Below are 15,268 nucleotides of genomic sequence, written 5' to 3'. Positions count from 1 at the left end.
GTTCTGCTCCGGAATTGGCTGTTCGGAATGGCCACTGACGCGCGCAGGATGTCGGCATGACCGAACGAACCACCGCCGCACCTGCCGCCTCAGCACCGCTGTCCCCGACTCCCCGCAGCAGCCTGGGTCGCAAGAAGGAACGCGCGGGCACCGACCGCGCAGAGCTGCACGCGATCCTCGACGCGGCGCTGGTCTGCCACCTCGGCCTGGTCCTCGACGGCCATCCGGTCGTGCTGCCCACCGGGATCGGCCGCGACGCGGAAACCCTCTACCTGCACGGCTCCAGCGGCGCGCGCAGCCTGCTGGCCGCCGAAGCCGAGCCCGAGGCGTGCGTGACCGTCACGCTGCTGGACGAGATCATTTATGCCCGCTCGCTGCAGCACCACTCGATGAACTACCGCAGCGCGGTCATCCACGGCCGGTTGCGGGCGGTGACCGATCCGGACGAGAAGCTGCACGGCCTGCGGGTGCTGACCGAGCACCTCGCGCCGGGCTCGTGGGAGCACGCGCGGGAGCCTTCCGCCAAGGAGCTCGCCGGGGTTTCGGTGGTGGCCATGCCGCTGGACGAAGCGTCGGTGAAGTCCCGCTCCGGCCCGCCCGGCGACGACCCGGCCGACGTCGAAGCCGCGGCGGCGTGGGCGGGCAGGCTGCCGCTGCGGCAGCAGTGGGGCGAGCCGATCCCGGCCCCAGACCTCCCGGACGGCACCACCACACCCGCGCACGTCGCGCGCAGAGCGGCGCGCTGAAAACTCGCGCAACCGGGCGGCGAACCACCGGCGCCGCACAGCAGACCACCACGGGCTGTACCTGGTGCACTTGGCGGCGGATCGGATCAGAGCCGAACCGGACGGATCACGGCTCGGTCAGGACCACGACGCCGTCCTGATCGCTGACCAGGTACTCCCCCGGCACGAATCGGACGCCGCCGAGTTCCACCACCTCGTCCACCGTTCCGTCGCCGTTCTTCGAGCTCTTGCGCGGGTTCGAGCCGAGCGCCTTCACCCCGAACTCCATCTCGGCCAGCACCGCCGCGTCCCGCACCGCGCCGTTGATCACGACACCGCTCCAGCCGTTGGAGCGGCCCAGCTCCGCGATCAGGTCCCCGATCAGCGCGGTGTGCACCGAGCTCGCGCCGTCGATGACGAGCACCTGCCCCTCCCCCGGCTCGGAGAGCACCTTCTTCAGCAGCGCGTTGTCCTGGAAGCAGGTCACCGTGCGGATCCGGCCCGCGAACTCGGTGCGTCCGCCGTACTGCCGGAACTGCACGTCGCAACTGCGGACCTGCGGGCCTTCCCGGTCGGCGAGGTCAGCGGTGGACACGTCCATCCAAGGTCTCCTCATCTGGCTGGCGGCGCCGTGCCCGCCACGCACGGTCTGATTTCGGGCGAGAGTAGCGGGTGATCCGCGCGCCGATCCCGCGGCCGCGAGCAACGCCACAGCGGCTCGCCCCGAGCGGAAACCGGGGATTCCCGAGCAGACCTGCGATCAGTGCCGCGCCGGCTGCTCCGGCACGTCGGCGGTGTGGTTCGCGCGCAGCCAGCCGCACCAGTCGTCGAGGCCGTCACCGCACTTGGCCGACAGCGGCAGCACCCGGATGCCCGGGTGGACGTGCCGCGCGTGCGCCACGAACCGCTGCACGTCGAACTCCAGGTGCGGCAGCAGGTCCGTCTTGTTCAGCAGCACCAGGTCGGTGCCGCGGAAGACGTGCGGGTACTTCAGCGGCTTGTCCTCGCCCTCGGTGGTCGACACGATCAGCACCCGCCGGTGCTCGCCGAGGTCGAACAACGCCGGGGCGGCGAGGTTGCCGATGTTCTCGATGAACACCATCGAACGTCCGGCCGGCTGCAGCGAGCGCAGCCCCTCCTCGACCATGTCCGCGTCCAGGTGTCCGCCGCAACCGGTGTTGATCTGCACCACCCGGCAGCCCGCGGTGCGCAGCCGGTCGGCGTCGAGGTGGGTCTCCTGATCGCCTTCGATCACCGAGATGGACATCGCGGGTGCCAGTTCGCCGAGCGTGCGCTCCAGCAGCGTGGTCTTGCCGGAACCGGGCGAACTCATCAGGTGCAGCGCGAGGATCCTGCGGTGTGCCAACGCCTTGCGGGTCCGTTCGGCGCCGGAGCTGCGCTGCCGCGGCACCGGGTCGTCCGAATAGGACGGTGCGGTACCGCCGGATTCCGGGAATTCCGGCCCGGAGAGCCGGACCCCGCCGCGGTCGCCTCTTGCGCACCCACCGCACATGGTCACTGCACCTCCACGCGTGGCGTCCAGGCCGAGTCCGGTGGATCCGTCCCCAACGCGGTAAAGATCATCTCATCGTGGCAGAGAGCCGGACGGTTCTCCACACCGGAAGAGCCGCCGAGCGCCCCGGAAACGCACTTCACGCGGACAGAGCAACGCATACGGCGCCGTCATCCTCGCGCAGTGACAACGAAATCAGCCGCAGCCTCGGGCGCTTGCGCCCGACACCGCCCGCCCGCACGTCGTAGGGCTCGAAGCAGCCGGGGCACCACAGCAATCCGCCGTCCAACCGGCCACCGCCGACCGGCAGCCCGCACTGCGGGCACTCGTCGCGGAACGCCCGCACCGCACCGTCCACTTTGCACACCGCCACGTACGGTCCCGCGCGGCGCGCGGAATCGGAGTCATCGGCGATGCGGGTCGTGACGACCTCGCCCTCCGCCGGTCGCACCGCGCCGACGATCCGCAGCCACCCGGTGGGCGGGCGGACCTCGGCGGAGAACCCCATGCTGGCCTGCTTCCCGTCAGCGACGATTCGCGTTGCGGCGCGCCACCAAAGCTAAGACCGCCGGAATCCCCGGCACAACTCGATGTTCCGCGGCGCGGGCAAACGAAAGCGGGCGGGGAGGGAAACTCCCCGCCCGCCCGCGGCGAACACGTGCTCAGCGCCCGCGGCGCTCCTGCAACCTGGACAGCGCCTCGTCGAGGATGGCCATGCCGTCGGAGTCGCTGCGGCGTTCCTTCACGTACGCCAAGTGGCTCTTGTACGGCTCGTTGCGCCGGGCCTCTGGCGGGTTCTCCTCGTCCTGACCCGCGGGCAGGCCGCACCGCGGGCAATCCCACTCGTCGGGCACCTCCGCGTCCATCGAGAAGAACGGGCGCGTGTGGTGGCCGTTGGCGCACCAGTAGTCGACCCGCCTGCGCGGCGCCGACTCACCCCGCTCGGTCTCACCCATCGGGCCCGCGCCGACGCGCGTGCCGCGGATCGCGTTACCGCCAGTCATGCCCTCTCACCCACCAAGCCGCACCGAACGACCGGCCATCGCGGCCGGCCGCTGCTGGTCCCACCAGCTCGCCGGTTCCGCTCAGCTGCCGACCGAGATCATCAGGCCGGTGCCGACGATGGAGATGACCCACAGCGCGATGACGAACAACGTCATCCGATCCAGGTTCTTCTCCGCCACGCTGGAACCGGACAGGCTGGACTGCATACCGCCGCCGAAGAGCGAGGAGAGCCCGCCGCCCTTTGCCTTGTGCAGCAGCACCAGCAGCACCAGCAGCACACTCGTCACGATCAACATGATCTGCAGGAAAAGACTCATCACGCCCTCGTTCACACAGCGGTTCGCCACTGAGAGTACCGGGTGGGCTCCGGGCGGTGGACCGCCGTCCGCCTTAGCCGGTCTCGAAGTTCCATATCGCGCGGCGGGTGCGGCCGGCGGGATCCCGCCGGCCGGCCCCCGGTCAGGGCAGCGGGCCGCCCGCGGCCATGGCGCTGAGCTTGGCGAACTCGTCGCCGTTGAGGCTCGCACCGCCGACCAGCGCGCCGTCCACGTCGCTCTGGCCGACCAGTTCACCGATGTTGCTGGACTTCACCGAGCCGCCGTAGAGCACCCGCACCTCGTCGGCGATCTCGTTGCCGTACTTGTCCGCCAACGCCTTGCGGACCGCGCCGCAGACCTCCTGCGCGTCGTCGGCGGTGGCGACCTTGCCGGTGCCGATCGCCCACACCGGCTCGTAGGCCACCACGACCTGGCGGACCTGCTCGGCCTTGAGCCCCTTCAGCGCGTTGATCAACTGCGTGGTGCAGTGCTCGACGTGCCCGCCGGACTCGCGGACCTCCAGGGCCTCGCCGATGCACAGGATCGGCGTCATGTCGTTCTTGAGCACCGCGCGCACCTTGCGGTTGACGACCTCGTCGGTCTCGGCGTGCTGCTCCCGGCGCTCGGAGTGCCCGACCACGACGTAGCTGCAGCCCAGCTTCGCCAGCATCGGGCCGGACACCTCGCCGGTGTAGGCGCCGGACTCGTGCTCGGAGACGTCCTGCGCGCCGTGCTTGAGCAGCAGCTTGTCCCCGTCGATCAGGGTCTGCACGCTGCGGATGTCGGTGAACGGCGGGATCACCGCCACCTCGACCTTCGAGAAGTACTTCTCGGGCAGCGCGAAAGCGACCTTCTGCACCAGGGCGATGGCCTCCAGGTGGTTCAGGTTCATCTTCCAGTTGCCCGCGATCAGGGGTGTCCTGGCCATCAGTCGCCGCCCTCCAGCACTGCCACGCCCGGCAGCTGCTTGCCTTCCAGGAATTCCAGCGAGGCGCCGCCCCCGGTGGAGATGTGCGAGAACCCGTCCTCGGGCAACCCGAGGGTGCGCACCGCGGCCGCGGAGTCACCGCCGCCGACCACGCTGAACGAGTCGGAGTCCACGATCGCCTGCGCGAGACCGCGGGTGCCCGCGGCGAACGCGTCGAACTCGAACACGCCCGCCGGGCCGTTCCAGAACACCGTCCCGGCCGAGCGCAGCGCGCCGGCGAACAGCTCGACGCTGCGCGGGCCGATGTCCAGGCCCATCCAGCCGTCCGGGATCGCCCCGGAGTCCACGACCTGCACCTGCGCGTCGGCGGCGAACCGGTCGGCGGCCACCACGTCGACCGGCAGCACGAGCTTGTCGCCGTGGCGCTCCAGCAGCTCGCGGGTCGCCGCGAGCTGGTCCTCCTGCAGCAGCGAGGAGCCGACCTGGTAGCCCTTCGCGGCCAGGAAGGTGTAGGCCATGCCGCCGCCGATGAGCAGCTTGTCCACCTTCGGCAGCAGCGCCTCGATCACCCCGAACTTGTCGGAGACCTTCGAGCCGCCGAGCACCACCACGTACGGCCGCCGCGGGTCGCCGGTCAGCGTGCGCAGCACGTCGACCTCGGACAGCACGAGCCCGCCCGCGTAGCCCGGCAGCAGCTTCGCCACGTCGTAGACCGACGCCTGCTTGCGGTGCACCACGCCGAAACCGTCCGAGACGAACGCTCCGTCCGGACCGATCAGGTCGACCAGCTCCTGGGCGAACGCACCGCGCTCGGCATCGTCCTTGCTGGTCTCGCGCGGGTCGAAGCGCACGTTCTCCAGCAGCCCGACCGAGCCGTCGGCGAGCCCGTCGACCACCGAGCGGGCCGAGTCGCCCACCACGTCGCCCGCCGGGGCGACGTGCGCGCCGAGCAGCTCGCCGAGGCGGCGGGCTACCGGGGCCAGCGAGAACTGCGGATCCGGCTCGCCCTTGGGGCGGCCGAGGTGGGCGGTGACGACGACGCGCGCACCCGCCCCGATCAGCTTTTCGATCGTCGGCAACGACGCGCGCACCCGGCCGTCGTCGGTGATCTTGTCGCCGTCCAGCGGGACGTTGAGGTCCGCGCGCAGCAGCACGCGCCTGCCCCGGACACCCTCGGACAGCAGATCGTCGAGGTTCTTCACCGTCTGCTCCTCATGTGGGAAGTCCCGCACGGGCCGACCGGCCCGTGCGGGACCTTCATCATCTTCCGGCCGGTGCACGGCGCTGGCCCCAGCGCGTCCCGGCCGCGGTGCATCCCGGCAGCGGCGCACCCGGCTCGCGGGAGCGGTGCGCCGCGGAGCGAGCAGGTCAGGCCAGCTTGGAACCGACCAGCTTCGCCAGGTCGGCGATGCGGTTGGAGTAGCCCCACTCGTTGTCGTACCAGCCGACGATCTTGACCTGGTCGCCGATGACCTTGGTCAGCGGCGCGTCGAACACGGTCGAGGCCGGGTCGGTGACGATGTCGCTGGAGACGATCGGGTCCTCGCTGTAGCGCAGCACGCCCTTGAGCTTGCCCTCGCCCGCGGCGGCGCGGAACGCCGCGTTGACGTCCTCGGCGGTGACGTCGGCGCGCACGTTGGCGGTGAGGTCGGTGACCGAGCCGGTCGGCACCGGAACGCGCATCGCGTAGCCGTCCAGCTTGCCGTTGAGCTCCGGCAGCACCAGGCCGATCGCCTTGGCCGCACCGGTGCTGGTCGGCACCACGTTGACCGCGGCCGCGCGGGCGCGCCGCAGGTCCTTGTGCGGGCCGTCCTGCAGGTTCTGGTCCGCGGTGTAGGCGTGCACGGTGGTCATCAGGCCGCGCTCGATGCCGAACGCGTCGTCGAGCACCTTGACCATCGGCGCCAGGCAGTTCGTGGTGCAGGAGGCGTTCGAGATGATCGTCTGCGTGCCGTCGTACTTGTCGTCGTTGACGCCCAGGACCACGGTCAGGTCCTCGTTCTTGGCGGGCGCCGAGATGATGACCTTCTTCGCCCCGCCCTCGTCGACGTGCTTGCGGGCGTCGGAGGCGTTGGTGAAAAAGCCGGTGGACTCGACCACGACGTCCACGCCCAGGTCGCCCCAGGGCAGCTTGCCCGGGTCCTTCTCGGCCAGGATCTTGATCGGCTTGCCGCCCACCTCGATGCCTTCGCCGGTGACCTTCACGTCCTGCTCCAGGCGCCCGAGGACGCTGTCGTACTTGAGCAGGTGGGCCATGGTCGCGACGTCGCCCAAGTCGTTGGCGGCCACGACCTCGATGTCGTGGTCACTGGCCATCGCCGCGCGCCAGAAGTTCCGCCCGATGCGACCGAAGCCGTTGATGCCTACGCGAACGGTCACGCCTATCTCCTCGTAACTGACCCTGCCGCTGGGCGGCGGGTGAGCGGTTGATGGACTCGCTCGCAACCCTATATGCCCCGGCCAGCGACGCAGGCGGGCGGGCGCGGCGTCGGCGGGGTGAACACGCGGGCGGTACGCGGGTTGTGCCTTTCGGCGGGGCCGACGTGCGACATCCGTCGGTCGACCGCCCCGGCGAGCCCTCCCAGAATGATCAGGCTGATCGATGATCGGCGATTCCGCGCACCGGTTCCGCCTCCCCGGCGCGGCCGGGCCCGACTCGGAGGAACGCACATGCGCGCACCCGCACGACCGCGCGGCCGCAACCTGGCCGCCGCGGCACTCGCCGCCGGACTGGGCCTGACCGCCCTGGCCACCGCACCCGCCGGTGCGGACGTCCCGCCGCCCGGTGACGGCTGGACGACGACCTTCAGCGACGACTTCACCGGCGCCGCGGGCTCCTCGCCGGGTCCGGACTGGAAGATCGACACCGGGCACGGCTACCCGGGCGGGCCGGAGAACTGGGGCACCGGGGAGATCCAGAACTACACCGCCGATCCCGCCAACCTCAGCCAGGACGGCGACGGCAACCTGGTGATCACGCCGCTGAAGGACGACGCGGGCAACTGGACCTCGTCGCGGATCGAGACCGAGCGCGCCGACTTCAAAGCCGCCGAGGGCGGGGTGGTGCGCATCGAGAGCCGGGTGCAGATGCCGGACGTGCCCGCGGACAAGGCGCTGGGCTACTGGCCCGCGTTCTGGGCGCTCGGCTCGCCGTACAAGACCGACCTCTACAGCTGGCCCGGCGTCGGCGAGTTCGACCTGATGGAGAACGTCAACGCCGAGAACCGCGTGTACGGCGTGCTGCACTGCGATGTTTCCCCGGGCGGCGCCTGCAACGAGACCGACGGGCGGGTCGGCAGCCGGGAATGCCCGGACTCGACCTGCCAATCGGGCTTCCACACGTATTCCTTCGAGTGGGACCGCAGCACCGACGACGAGGAACTCCGCTGGTACGTCGACGGGCAGCAGTACCACTCGGTCAAGCAATCGGAGGTCGGCGACGCCGCCTGGCAGCGGATGACCTCGCACGACGGCTACTTCGTGCTGCTCAACGTCGCCATCGGCGGGCAGTTCCCGGACAAGAACTCCGGCATCACCACGCCCACCGACGCCACCGAGCCCGGCCACCCGATGAAGGTCGACTACGTGGCCGTCTACAACAAATGACCCACCCGTTTCCGAGTGAACGGACCGCTCGCCCGATCTATTGGGACCAACGGTCCGTTCGCTCAGAACGTTCAGCCCGGATCGGATGATGCCCGGGCATGTCGCCGAAGTGCTCGGACGAGCCCCCCGCGACGCGAGTTCGCCGGAAGTGAACGGACCGTTCGCCCAATCTATTGGGACCAACGGTCCGTTCGCTCAGAGCAGTTCGGCCGGAACAGTTCGGCCGGAACAGTTCGGCCGGAACCGTTCGCTCGGGGAAGTCGAGTCAGACTTCGGCTTCGAGCATTTCCTGTGTGACGGCGGACTCGGTGTCCGGCAGGCCGAGTTCGCGGGCGCGCTTGTCGGCCATCGCCAGCAGCCTGCGGATCCGCCCGGCCACCGCGTCCTTGGTCATCGGCGGGTCCGCGAGCTGGCCCAGCTCCTCCAGCGATGCCTGCCGGTGCGCCAGCCGCAGCCTGCCCGCCACCAGCAGGTGATCCGGGGCGGTCGGCCCGAGCACGTCCAGCGCCCGCTGCACCCGCGCGGCCGCGGCCACCGCGGCGCGCGCCGAGCGGCGCAGGTTCGCGTCGTCGAAGTTCGCCAGCCGGTTCGCGGTGGCCCGCACCTCGCGGCGCATCCGCCGCTCCTCCCAGGACAGCACGCTGGAGTGCGCGCCGAGCTTGGTCAGCAGCGCGCCGATCGCGTCGCCGTCGCGGACCACCACCCGATCCGCGCCGCGCACCTCGCGGGACTTGGCCTGCACCCCGAGCCGCCGCGCCGCGCCGACCAGCGCCAGCGCCGCCTCCGGCCCGGGGCAGGTGACCTCCATCGAGGACGACCGGCCCGGCTCGGTCAGCGAACCGTGCGCCAGGAAGGCACCGCGCCACGCCGATTCCGAATCGCACGCACCGCCGGAGACCACGTGCGCGGGAAGTCCCCGCACCGGCCTGCCCCGCGGGTCCAGCAATCCGGTCTGGCGCGCGAGGCTCTCGCCGTCCTTGACCACCCGCACCACGTAGCGGGTGCCCTTGCGCAGCCCGCCGGAGGTGATCATGTGCACGTCGGAGTGGTGCCCGAACAGCTCGTGGATCTCCTTGCGCAACCTGCGCGCCGTGGACCCGCTGTCCAGTTCGGCCTCCACCACCACGCGGCCGGCGACGATGTGCAATCCGCCGGCGAAGCGCAGCAGCGAGGAGACCTCGGATCTGCGGCAGCACGTCTTGCTCACCGGCAACCGGCTCAACTCGTCCTTGACCGCCGCGGTCATCGCCACCGGTCAGTCCTCCTCTCCAACGCGGCCGCCAGGCTCGCCGCGAGCGCTTCCGGGTCGTGCCTGCCCGGCTCGCCGGGCGAGGCGACCTTGTCGAGCAGAGTTTGCGCACCCAGCCCCGCCGCCGCAGCGCGAAGCCGATCAGGTGTGGGCACCGAACCGGCGTCGGCCAGCACTGCGTCCACGGTGATCCGGGGCGCGTGTTGCGAGAGTACGTCCAGGTGCTGTTCGGGTGAGAACCCCGCGGTCTCGCCAGGTTGGGGGACGAGGTTGAGCAGCACGACGCGACGCGCCGAGGTGTGCACCAACGCGTCGTGCAATTCCGGCACCAGCACGTGCGGCAGCACGCTGGTGAACCACGAACCCGGACCGAGCAGCACCACATCGGCGTCGTGCACCGCCTGCACCGCGGCCGGGCAGGCCGTCGGGGTGCGCCAGTCGCCGTTGGTGGCGGCCAGCCGGACCTTGCGGACCCGGCCGGGAGTGCTGGCGATCGCCACCTGGCCGCGGATGGTGCGCACCGCCGCCGGGTCCGCGTCGAGGCCGACGACCTCGGCCTCCATGTCCAGCGGCTCGGTCGACATCGGCAGCACCCGGCCGCGCGCACCGATCAGCCGGGAGGCGTGCTCGAGCACCTGCACCGGGTCGCCGAGCACGTCCAGCAGCCCCGCCAGCAGCAGGTTGCCCACCGCGTGCCCGGCCAGCGCGCCGTTGCCGCCGAAGCGGTGCTGGAACACCTCCGACCACAGCCGCCCGCCCTCGTCCGGCGCGGCCAGCGCCGCGAGGGCTTTGCGCAGGTCACCGGGTGGCAACATGCCGAGTTCGCGGCGCAGCCTGCCGGAGGAGCCGCCGTCGTCGGCGACGGTGACCACGGCGGTCACGTCGGCGGTGAGGCGGCTCAGCGCGCCGAGCGTGGCCTGCAGGCCGTGGCCGCCGCCGAGCGCGACCGCGCGCAGCGGCCGGTCGGCGGCCGGGTCGTCCGGTGCCGGGTCGTGCGGTGCTGAGTCGCGCGGCGCCGAGCCGTCCGGCGCTGGGGTCTCGGGTGTTGGGCCCTCCGGCGCTGCGTTCTCCGACGCCTGCCCGTCCGGTGTTCGCTCGTCCGAGGTGCGGGGTGGCCGTCCCGTCACTCGCGCCCCAGATCCCGATGCACCGTTTTGACCATCATCCCCTCGTCGTCGGCGAGTCTGCGGGCCATCTCCTCCACCAGGGAGACGCTGCGGTGCTTGCCACCGGTGCAACCCAGCGCCAGCGTCAGGTACCGCTTGCCCTCGCGGTGGTAGCCGGCGCCGACCAGCCGCAGCAGGTCCTGGTAGCTGCGCAGGAACTCCTCGGCGCCCTCCTGGCCGAGCACGTAGTTGCGCACCTCCTCGTCGAGGCCGGTGAACTCGCGCAGTTCCGGGATCCAGAACGGGTTCGGCAGGAACCGGCAGTCCATCACCAGGTCGGCGTCCATCGGCAGGCCGTACTTGTAGCCGAAGGACAGCACGGTCACGCGGGTGCGGGTCTCGGCCTCGCTGCCGAACGCGTCCTCGATCTTGGTGCGCAGCTGGTGCACCGATATCCCGGTGGTGTCCACGACCAGGTCGGCCTCCGAACGCAACCGGGACAGCAGCGACCGCTCGGCGGCGATGCCGTCGGCCAGCCTGCCCTCGCCCTGCAGCGGATGTCCGCGGCGCACCTGCTCGAAGCGGCGGATCAGCACCTCGTCGGTGGCCTCCAGGAACAGCACCTTCGGCTTGTAGCCGCGCGCGTCCAGGTCCTTGATCACCGAGCCGAGGTCCTCGGTGAACGCGCGGCTGCGCACGTCCATCACCACCGCGACGCGGGTGATCGCGCCGCTGGAGCGCGCCCCCAGCTCCACCATCGTCGCGATCAGCTCCGGCGGCAGGTTGTCCACCACGAACCAGCCCAGGTCCTCCAGGCATTTCGCGGCCGTGCTGCGCCCGGCGCCGGAGAGGCCGCTGACCACGGCGACCTCGATGCCCGACTGCTCCTCACTCACTGACTCTCCCCTTCAGTGCCGGTGTCTCCCCCGCTTGCCCCTGCCCGGCCGGCCAGGGCCGCGTGCACGCTCTCCGCGGTGCGCCTGCCGAAGCCGGGCACCGCCATGATCTCCTGAACCCCCGCCTGCTTGAGCTTGCGCACCGAGCCGAAGTGCTTGAGCAGCGCGGTCTTGCGGGTCTGCCCCAGCCCGGGTACCGAATCCAGCTCCGAGGAGCTGAGCCGCTTCGAGCGCTTCTTGCGGTGGTAGCTGATCGCGAACCGGTGCGCCTCGTCGCGCACCCGCTGCAGCAGGTACAGCGCTTCGCTGGTGCGCGGCAGGACGACCGGGTCCGGCTCGGCGGGCAGCCACACCTCTTCGAGCCGCTTGGCCAGGCCGATCACCGCCACGTCGGTGATGCCGAGTTCGGCCAGCGCGTCCGCTGCGGCGTTGGCCTGCGCCGCGCCGCCGTCGATGACCAGCAGGTTCGGCGGGTAGGCGAACTTGCGCGGGCGGCCGGTCTCCGGGTCGATGCCGGGTGCGGAGTCCGCGGCCTCGTCGGCCCCCGCCGCACCGTCCGGTCGCACGGCCTCGCCGTCCGGTTGCGCCGCTTCGGCGCCGGTCGAACCGCCGGTGGCGGATTCGCCGTCGTTCTCCGGCGCGGCATCGGGACCCGCCTCGGCCGAGGCTTCCTTCAGGTACCGGGCGAACCTCCGCCGGACCACCTCGTCGATCGAGCCGACGTCACCGCCCTCGGCGCCTTCGCGCACCGAGAACCGGCGGTACTCGGACTTGCGCGGCACCCCGTCCTCGAACACCACCAGCGAGGCCACCACGTCGCTGCCCTGCACGTGGCTGACGTCGACGCATTCGATCCGCAGCGGTGCGCTGTCCAGCGCCAGCGCCTCCTGCAGCTCCTGCAGCGCGGCCGAGCGGGCGGTGAGATCGCCTGCGCGGCGCAGCTTGTACTGGGCGAACGCCTCCTTGGCGTTGCGCTCGACGGTCTCCATCAGGGTGCGCTTGTCGCCGCGCTGCGGAACGCGCAGGTGCACCTTGCTGCCGCGCAGGCCGCCGAGCCACTGCGCCAGCGCCTCGGAGTCCTCGGGCAGTTCCGGCACCAGCACCTCGCGCGGCACCGGCGTACCGCCCGCGTCGGCCTGATCGGCCAGCGCGGCCTGCTCGCCGTAGAACTGGCTGAGGAACTGCCCGGTCAGCGCGGCGGTGCTGGTGTCGTCCACCTTGTCGATCACCCAGCCGCGCTGGCCGCGGACCCGGCCGCCGCGGATGTGGAAGACCTGCACCGCGGCGGCGAGCTCGTCCTCGGCGAAGGCGATCACGTCGGCGTCGGTGCCGTCGCCGAGCACCACGGCCTGCTTCTCCATCGCCCGGCGCAGCGCTTCGAGGTCGTCGCGCAGCCGGGCGGCGCGCTCGAACTCCAGCTGCTCGGAAGCCCGCTGCATCTCCTTGTCCAGCTTGCGCATCAAGGTGTCGGTGCGCCCGGACAGGAAATCGCAGAAATCGTCCACGATGGACCGGTGCTCCTCGGCGCTGACCCGGTCGACGCACGGCGCGGAGCATTTGCCGATGTAGCCCAGCAGGCAGGGCCGCCCGATCTGCCCGTGCCGCTTGAACACGGTGTTCGAGCAGGTCCGCGCCGGGAACACGCGCAGCAGCATGTCCAGCGTCTCCCGGATCGCCCAGGCGTGCGCGTAGGGGCCGAAGTAGCGCACGCCCTTGCGCCGCGGACCGCGGTAGACGTGCAGCCGCGGGTACTCCTCGTGCAGCGTCACGGCCAGCACCGGGTAGGTCTTGTCGTCGCGGTAGCGGACGTTGAACCGCGGGTCGTACTCCTTGATCCAGGAGTACTCCAGCTGCAGCGCCTCGACCTCGGTGCCGACCACGGTCCAGCGCACCCCGGTCGCGGTGGTGACCATCCGGCGGGTGCGCGGGTGCAGCCCGGACAGGTCCGCGAAGTAGTTCGACAACCTGCTGCGCAGGCTTTTCGCCTTGCCGACGTAGATGACCCGGCCCTCGGCATCGTGGAACCGGTACACGCCGGGCGCGTCCGGGATCGTGCCTGGGGCGGGTCGGTATGTCGACGGGTCGGCCACGGCTCCACCCTACGTGCGCGGCCGACACTCCCCGTCACGCCCATCGCGGCGCGCGAGGACCTTCGCCCCTTGGTCACCTCGGCCGGTCGAGGTCCACTCGGACCCAGGTGCGAACGCCGGAGGGGTGATCGGGATGGCTCAGCTCGGACATCGGGGTTTCCACGCAGTCGGCCGTCCGGCCGGCGGCCTGGCGGACGGTCTCGCGCTGTTCGCGAGCGTGCTGATGGTGATCATCGGCGTGTTCCACGTCATCGTGTCGACGGCCGTGCTGCTGCAGGGCCCGGTCTACGCCGTGACCGGCGATTACGTGTTCAGCTACAACGTCGGTGCATGGGGCTGGGCGCACTTGGGCCTGGGAGTGCTGGTCGCGGCGACCGGGCTGGCGTTGCTGGGCGGTGCGGCTTGGGCGCGGATCGCGGGCATCGTGATCGTGGCGCTGAGCGCGCTCGGCAACTTCCTGTTCATCCCGTACCAGCCGCTGTGGTCGCTGCTGATCATCGCGGTGGACGTGGCGGTGATCTGGGCGCTGGCGGTGCACGGCAGGGCCTCGCTCGACTCCGACACCGAGTGATCTCTCCCCGCACGTGGCTTCACCAGGAGTGAGCCGGGAGTCAGAGCGGGCGCGGGAGCCGGTCGTGGACCGGCGGCAGGCCGAACGGCTTCGACGGCAGGGTCTGGTACCAGTAGGCGACCGAGGAGATGTCGTCGGAGCGCTTGTTGGCGTGCCCGTGCTCGATCGTGACGCTGATCGACTCGTCGAAGGTGACCGGATCCTCCACGTGGAACCGGTAGTAGGAGACCTGCCCGCTCCAGTTCGGCCCGCCCGGCAGCGTCAGGCCGTGGTAGGGCGCCTGGTACGGCTGGCTGGGACACCACGCGGTGTTGAAGTAGTCCTCGGTGCCGGTGCCGTGCAGCCGCGGCGGCCAGGGCTCCCCGTCGATGAAGATCATGTCATCGCCCTCGCCGTACCAGTTCCAGTCGGTGGTCGAGCGCAGGTTGTGCACGTTGAGCACGGAGCCGACGTAGTGCCCGCGGCCTTCGGCCTCCAGCAGCACGTAGTTGCCCGCGCCGTCGAGGTTGGTGCCGCCGAACAGGAACTCGTCGTTGGTCTGCTCGCCCTGCTCGACGCCGTCGGCCGGGTTCTCCCGGCGCCACTGCGCGTGGAAGTAGCCGAGTTCGGGGTCGGCGCGGCAGTACCGCTCGTAGTCGATGTAGTAGTAGAAGATCACCGGTTTCCGGCTCATCTCGCTGATCAGCTCGAACCGGGCACCGGCGGCGAAGGGCATCGCGAACCAGCAGTTGAAGCCCTTGCCGTCCTGCGGGCTCATCTGCAGCGGTGCGGACACGAAGTTCTCGGTGCGGCCGTGGCCGATGCCGAAGAAGTCCCCCAGCGGCACCAGCACGCTCGGGTGCGGCGAATCGTCCCAGGTGATCTTGAGCACGAGCCTGCGCAGGTAGTCGCCCTCCACCTCGGGCCGCAACCCGCCGTCCTCGACCGCGACGGTGCACCAGATGTGCGTGACCGCGCCGGGACCGTCCAAGTTGGCCAGTTCCCGGCTCTCCCCCGGCGCGAGCCGGATGCTGTCGGTGTTGCCGCCGGTGCGGTCCCAGCTCGACACCCGGCCCCGCTTGGACTGCCGCAGCCGCGGCAGGTCGCGCAGGCTGCTGCCGAACGTCCCGTATCCCGACATCATCGTCCCCCTCCGGATGTTGATCGTCACAGCAAGTCAACGGTCTCTGCCCGTGACGTGTCGAGGATCTTCATCCGATCGGAATTTCCCGTTGATCAACACATTCCGGGCGCGCGTCCGGGAGCGCGGAAAGCGGTTCGCG

16 protein-coding genes are annotated in these 15,268 nt (G+C 70.9%); 3 read left to right on the top strand and 13 right to left on the bottom strand.

Annotated elements, in window-relative coordinates; genetic code table 11:
* The first annotated feature begins 56 nt into the window (after positions 1-56).
* Positions 57-746 (top strand): pyridoxamine 5'-phosphate oxidase family protein, encoded by a 690-nt coding sequence (locus V1457_RS17535; RefSeq protein ID WP_200069758.1) that lies wholly within the window; start codon positions 57-59, stop codon positions 744-746.
* A 106-nt stretch (positions 747-852) separates the two neighbouring features.
* Here the strand turns inward: V1457_RS17535 and rraA are convergent, their stop codons facing one another.
* The 8 genes from rraA to gap form a co-directional block, all read right to left on the bottom strand.
* The gene (rraA, locus tag V1457_RS17530; RefSeq protein WP_200069759.1) at positions 853-1,326 is read right to left on the bottom strand and encodes a ribonuclease E activity regulator RraA; all 474 of its coding nucleotides are present in this window, start codon (positions 1,324-1,326) and stop codon (positions 853-855) included.
* A 159-nt stretch (positions 1,327-1,485) separates the two neighbouring features.
* Entirely contained in the window at positions 1,486-2,238 is a 753-nt protein-coding gene (gene hypB / locus V1457_RS17525) for a hydrogenase nickel incorporation protein HypB (RefSeq protein WP_295142846.1), read from the bottom strand.
* 139 nt (positions 2,239-2,377) lie between these two features.
* Positions 2,378-2,746, bottom strand: a complete 369-nt coding sequence (locus V1457_RS17520) for a hypothetical protein (RefSeq protein WP_200069760.1) — start codon at positions 2,744-2,746, stop codon at positions 2,378-2,380.
* A 154-nt stretch (positions 2,747-2,900) separates the two neighbouring features.
* Positions 2,901-3,242: an RNA polymerase-binding protein RbpA gene (locus V1457_RS17515; RefSeq protein ID WP_200069761.1), complete on the bottom strand. Its 342-nt coding sequence runs from the start codon at positions 3,240-3,242 to the stop codon at positions 2,901-2,903.
* Positions 3,243-3,323: 81 nt separating this feature from the next.
* Entirely contained in the window at positions 3,324-3,560 is a 237-nt protein-coding gene (secG, locus tag V1457_RS17510) for a preprotein translocase subunit SecG (protein WP_200069762.1), read from the bottom strand.
* 142 nt (positions 3,561-3,702) lie between these two features.
* The gene (gene tpiA / locus V1457_RS17505) at positions 3,703-4,488 is read right to left on the bottom strand and encodes a triose-phosphate isomerase (protein WP_200069763.1); all 786 of its coding nucleotides are present in this window, start codon (positions 4,486-4,488) and stop codon (positions 3,703-3,705) included.
* A complete protein-coding gene (locus V1457_RS17500; RefSeq protein WP_338595628.1) occupies positions 4,488-5,690 on the bottom strand; it encodes a phosphoglycerate kinase in 1,203 nt (400 codons plus the stop codon). The genes tpiA and V1457_RS17500 overlap by 1 nt, the downstream gene beginning before the upstream one ends.
* Before the next feature lie 166 nt (positions 5,691-5,856).
* Positions 5,857-6,867, bottom strand: a complete 1,011-nt coding sequence (gap, locus tag V1457_RS17495) for a type I glyceraldehyde-3-phosphate dehydrogenase (protein ID WP_200069765.1) — start codon at positions 6,865-6,867, stop codon at positions 5,857-5,859.
* Between the two features lie 291 nt (positions 6,868-7,158).
* Between gap and V1457_RS17490 the strand changes: the two genes are divergently transcribed.
* Positions 7,159-8,094 (top strand): glycoside hydrolase family 16 protein, encoded by a 936-nt coding sequence (locus V1457_RS17490; protein ID WP_200069766.1) that lies wholly within the window; start codon positions 7,159-7,161, stop codon positions 8,092-8,094.
* Positions 8,095-8,359: 265 nt separating this feature from the next.
* Here V1457_RS17490 and whiA read toward each other — a convergent pair whose 3' ends face one another.
* From whiA to uvrC, 4 genes are all read right to left on the bottom strand, one after another.
* Positions 8,360-9,346, bottom strand: coding sequence for a DNA-binding protein WhiA (gene whiA / locus V1457_RS17485; protein ID WP_200069767.1), 987 nt, complete (start codon positions 9,344-9,346; stop codon positions 8,360-8,362).
* Positions 9,337-10,299 carry a uridine diphosphate-N-acetylglucosamine-binding protein YvcK gene (gene yvcK / locus V1457_RS17480; protein ID WP_200069921.1) on the bottom strand — a complete coding sequence of 321 codons (963 nt, stop codon included), beginning with the start codon at positions 10,297-10,299 and terminating at the stop codon, positions 9,337-9,339. Before yvcK ends, whiA begins: the two co-directional genes overlap by 10 nt.
* Before the next feature lie 167 nt (positions 10,300-10,466).
* A complete protein-coding gene (gene rapZ / locus V1457_RS17475) occupies positions 10,467-11,345 on the bottom strand; it encodes an RNase adapter RapZ (RefSeq protein WP_200069768.1) in 879 nt (292 codons plus the stop codon).
* On the bottom strand, positions 11,342-13,435 hold the full coding sequence (gene uvrC / locus V1457_RS17470; protein WP_200069769.1) for an excinuclease ABC subunit UvrC: 2,094 nt from the start codon (positions 13,433-13,435) through the stop codon (positions 11,342-11,344). Before uvrC ends, rapZ begins: the two co-directional genes overlap by 4 nt.
* A gap of 133 nt (positions 13,436-13,568) precedes the next feature.
* On the opposite strand from uvrC, the gene V1457_RS17465 reads away from it, so the two are divergent.
* Positions 13,569-14,006, top strand: a complete 438-nt coding sequence (locus tag V1457_RS17465) for a hypothetical protein (RefSeq protein ID WP_233627195.1) — start codon at positions 13,569-13,571, stop codon at positions 14,004-14,006.
* Between the two features lie 40 nt (positions 14,007-14,046).
* Here V1457_RS17465 and V1457_RS17460 read toward each other — a convergent pair whose 3' ends face one another.
* Complete coding sequence (locus V1457_RS17460; protein WP_338605018.1) at positions 14,047-15,126, bottom strand: glycoside hydrolase family 172 protein; 1,080 nt, start codon at positions 15,124-15,126, stop codon at positions 14,047-14,049.
* Between the last annotated feature and the right edge of the window lie 142 nt (positions 15,127-15,268).

The sequence above is a fragment of the Saccharopolyspora sp. SCSIO 74807 genome (assembly GCF_037023755.1).
Lineage (GTDB): Bacteria > Actinomycetota > Actinomycetes > Mycobacteriales > Pseudonocardiaceae > Saccharopolyspora_C > Saccharopolyspora_C galaxeae.
Note: the sequence above shows the minus strand (reverse complement) of the source record. Positions and strands in the feature narration are given on the sequence as shown.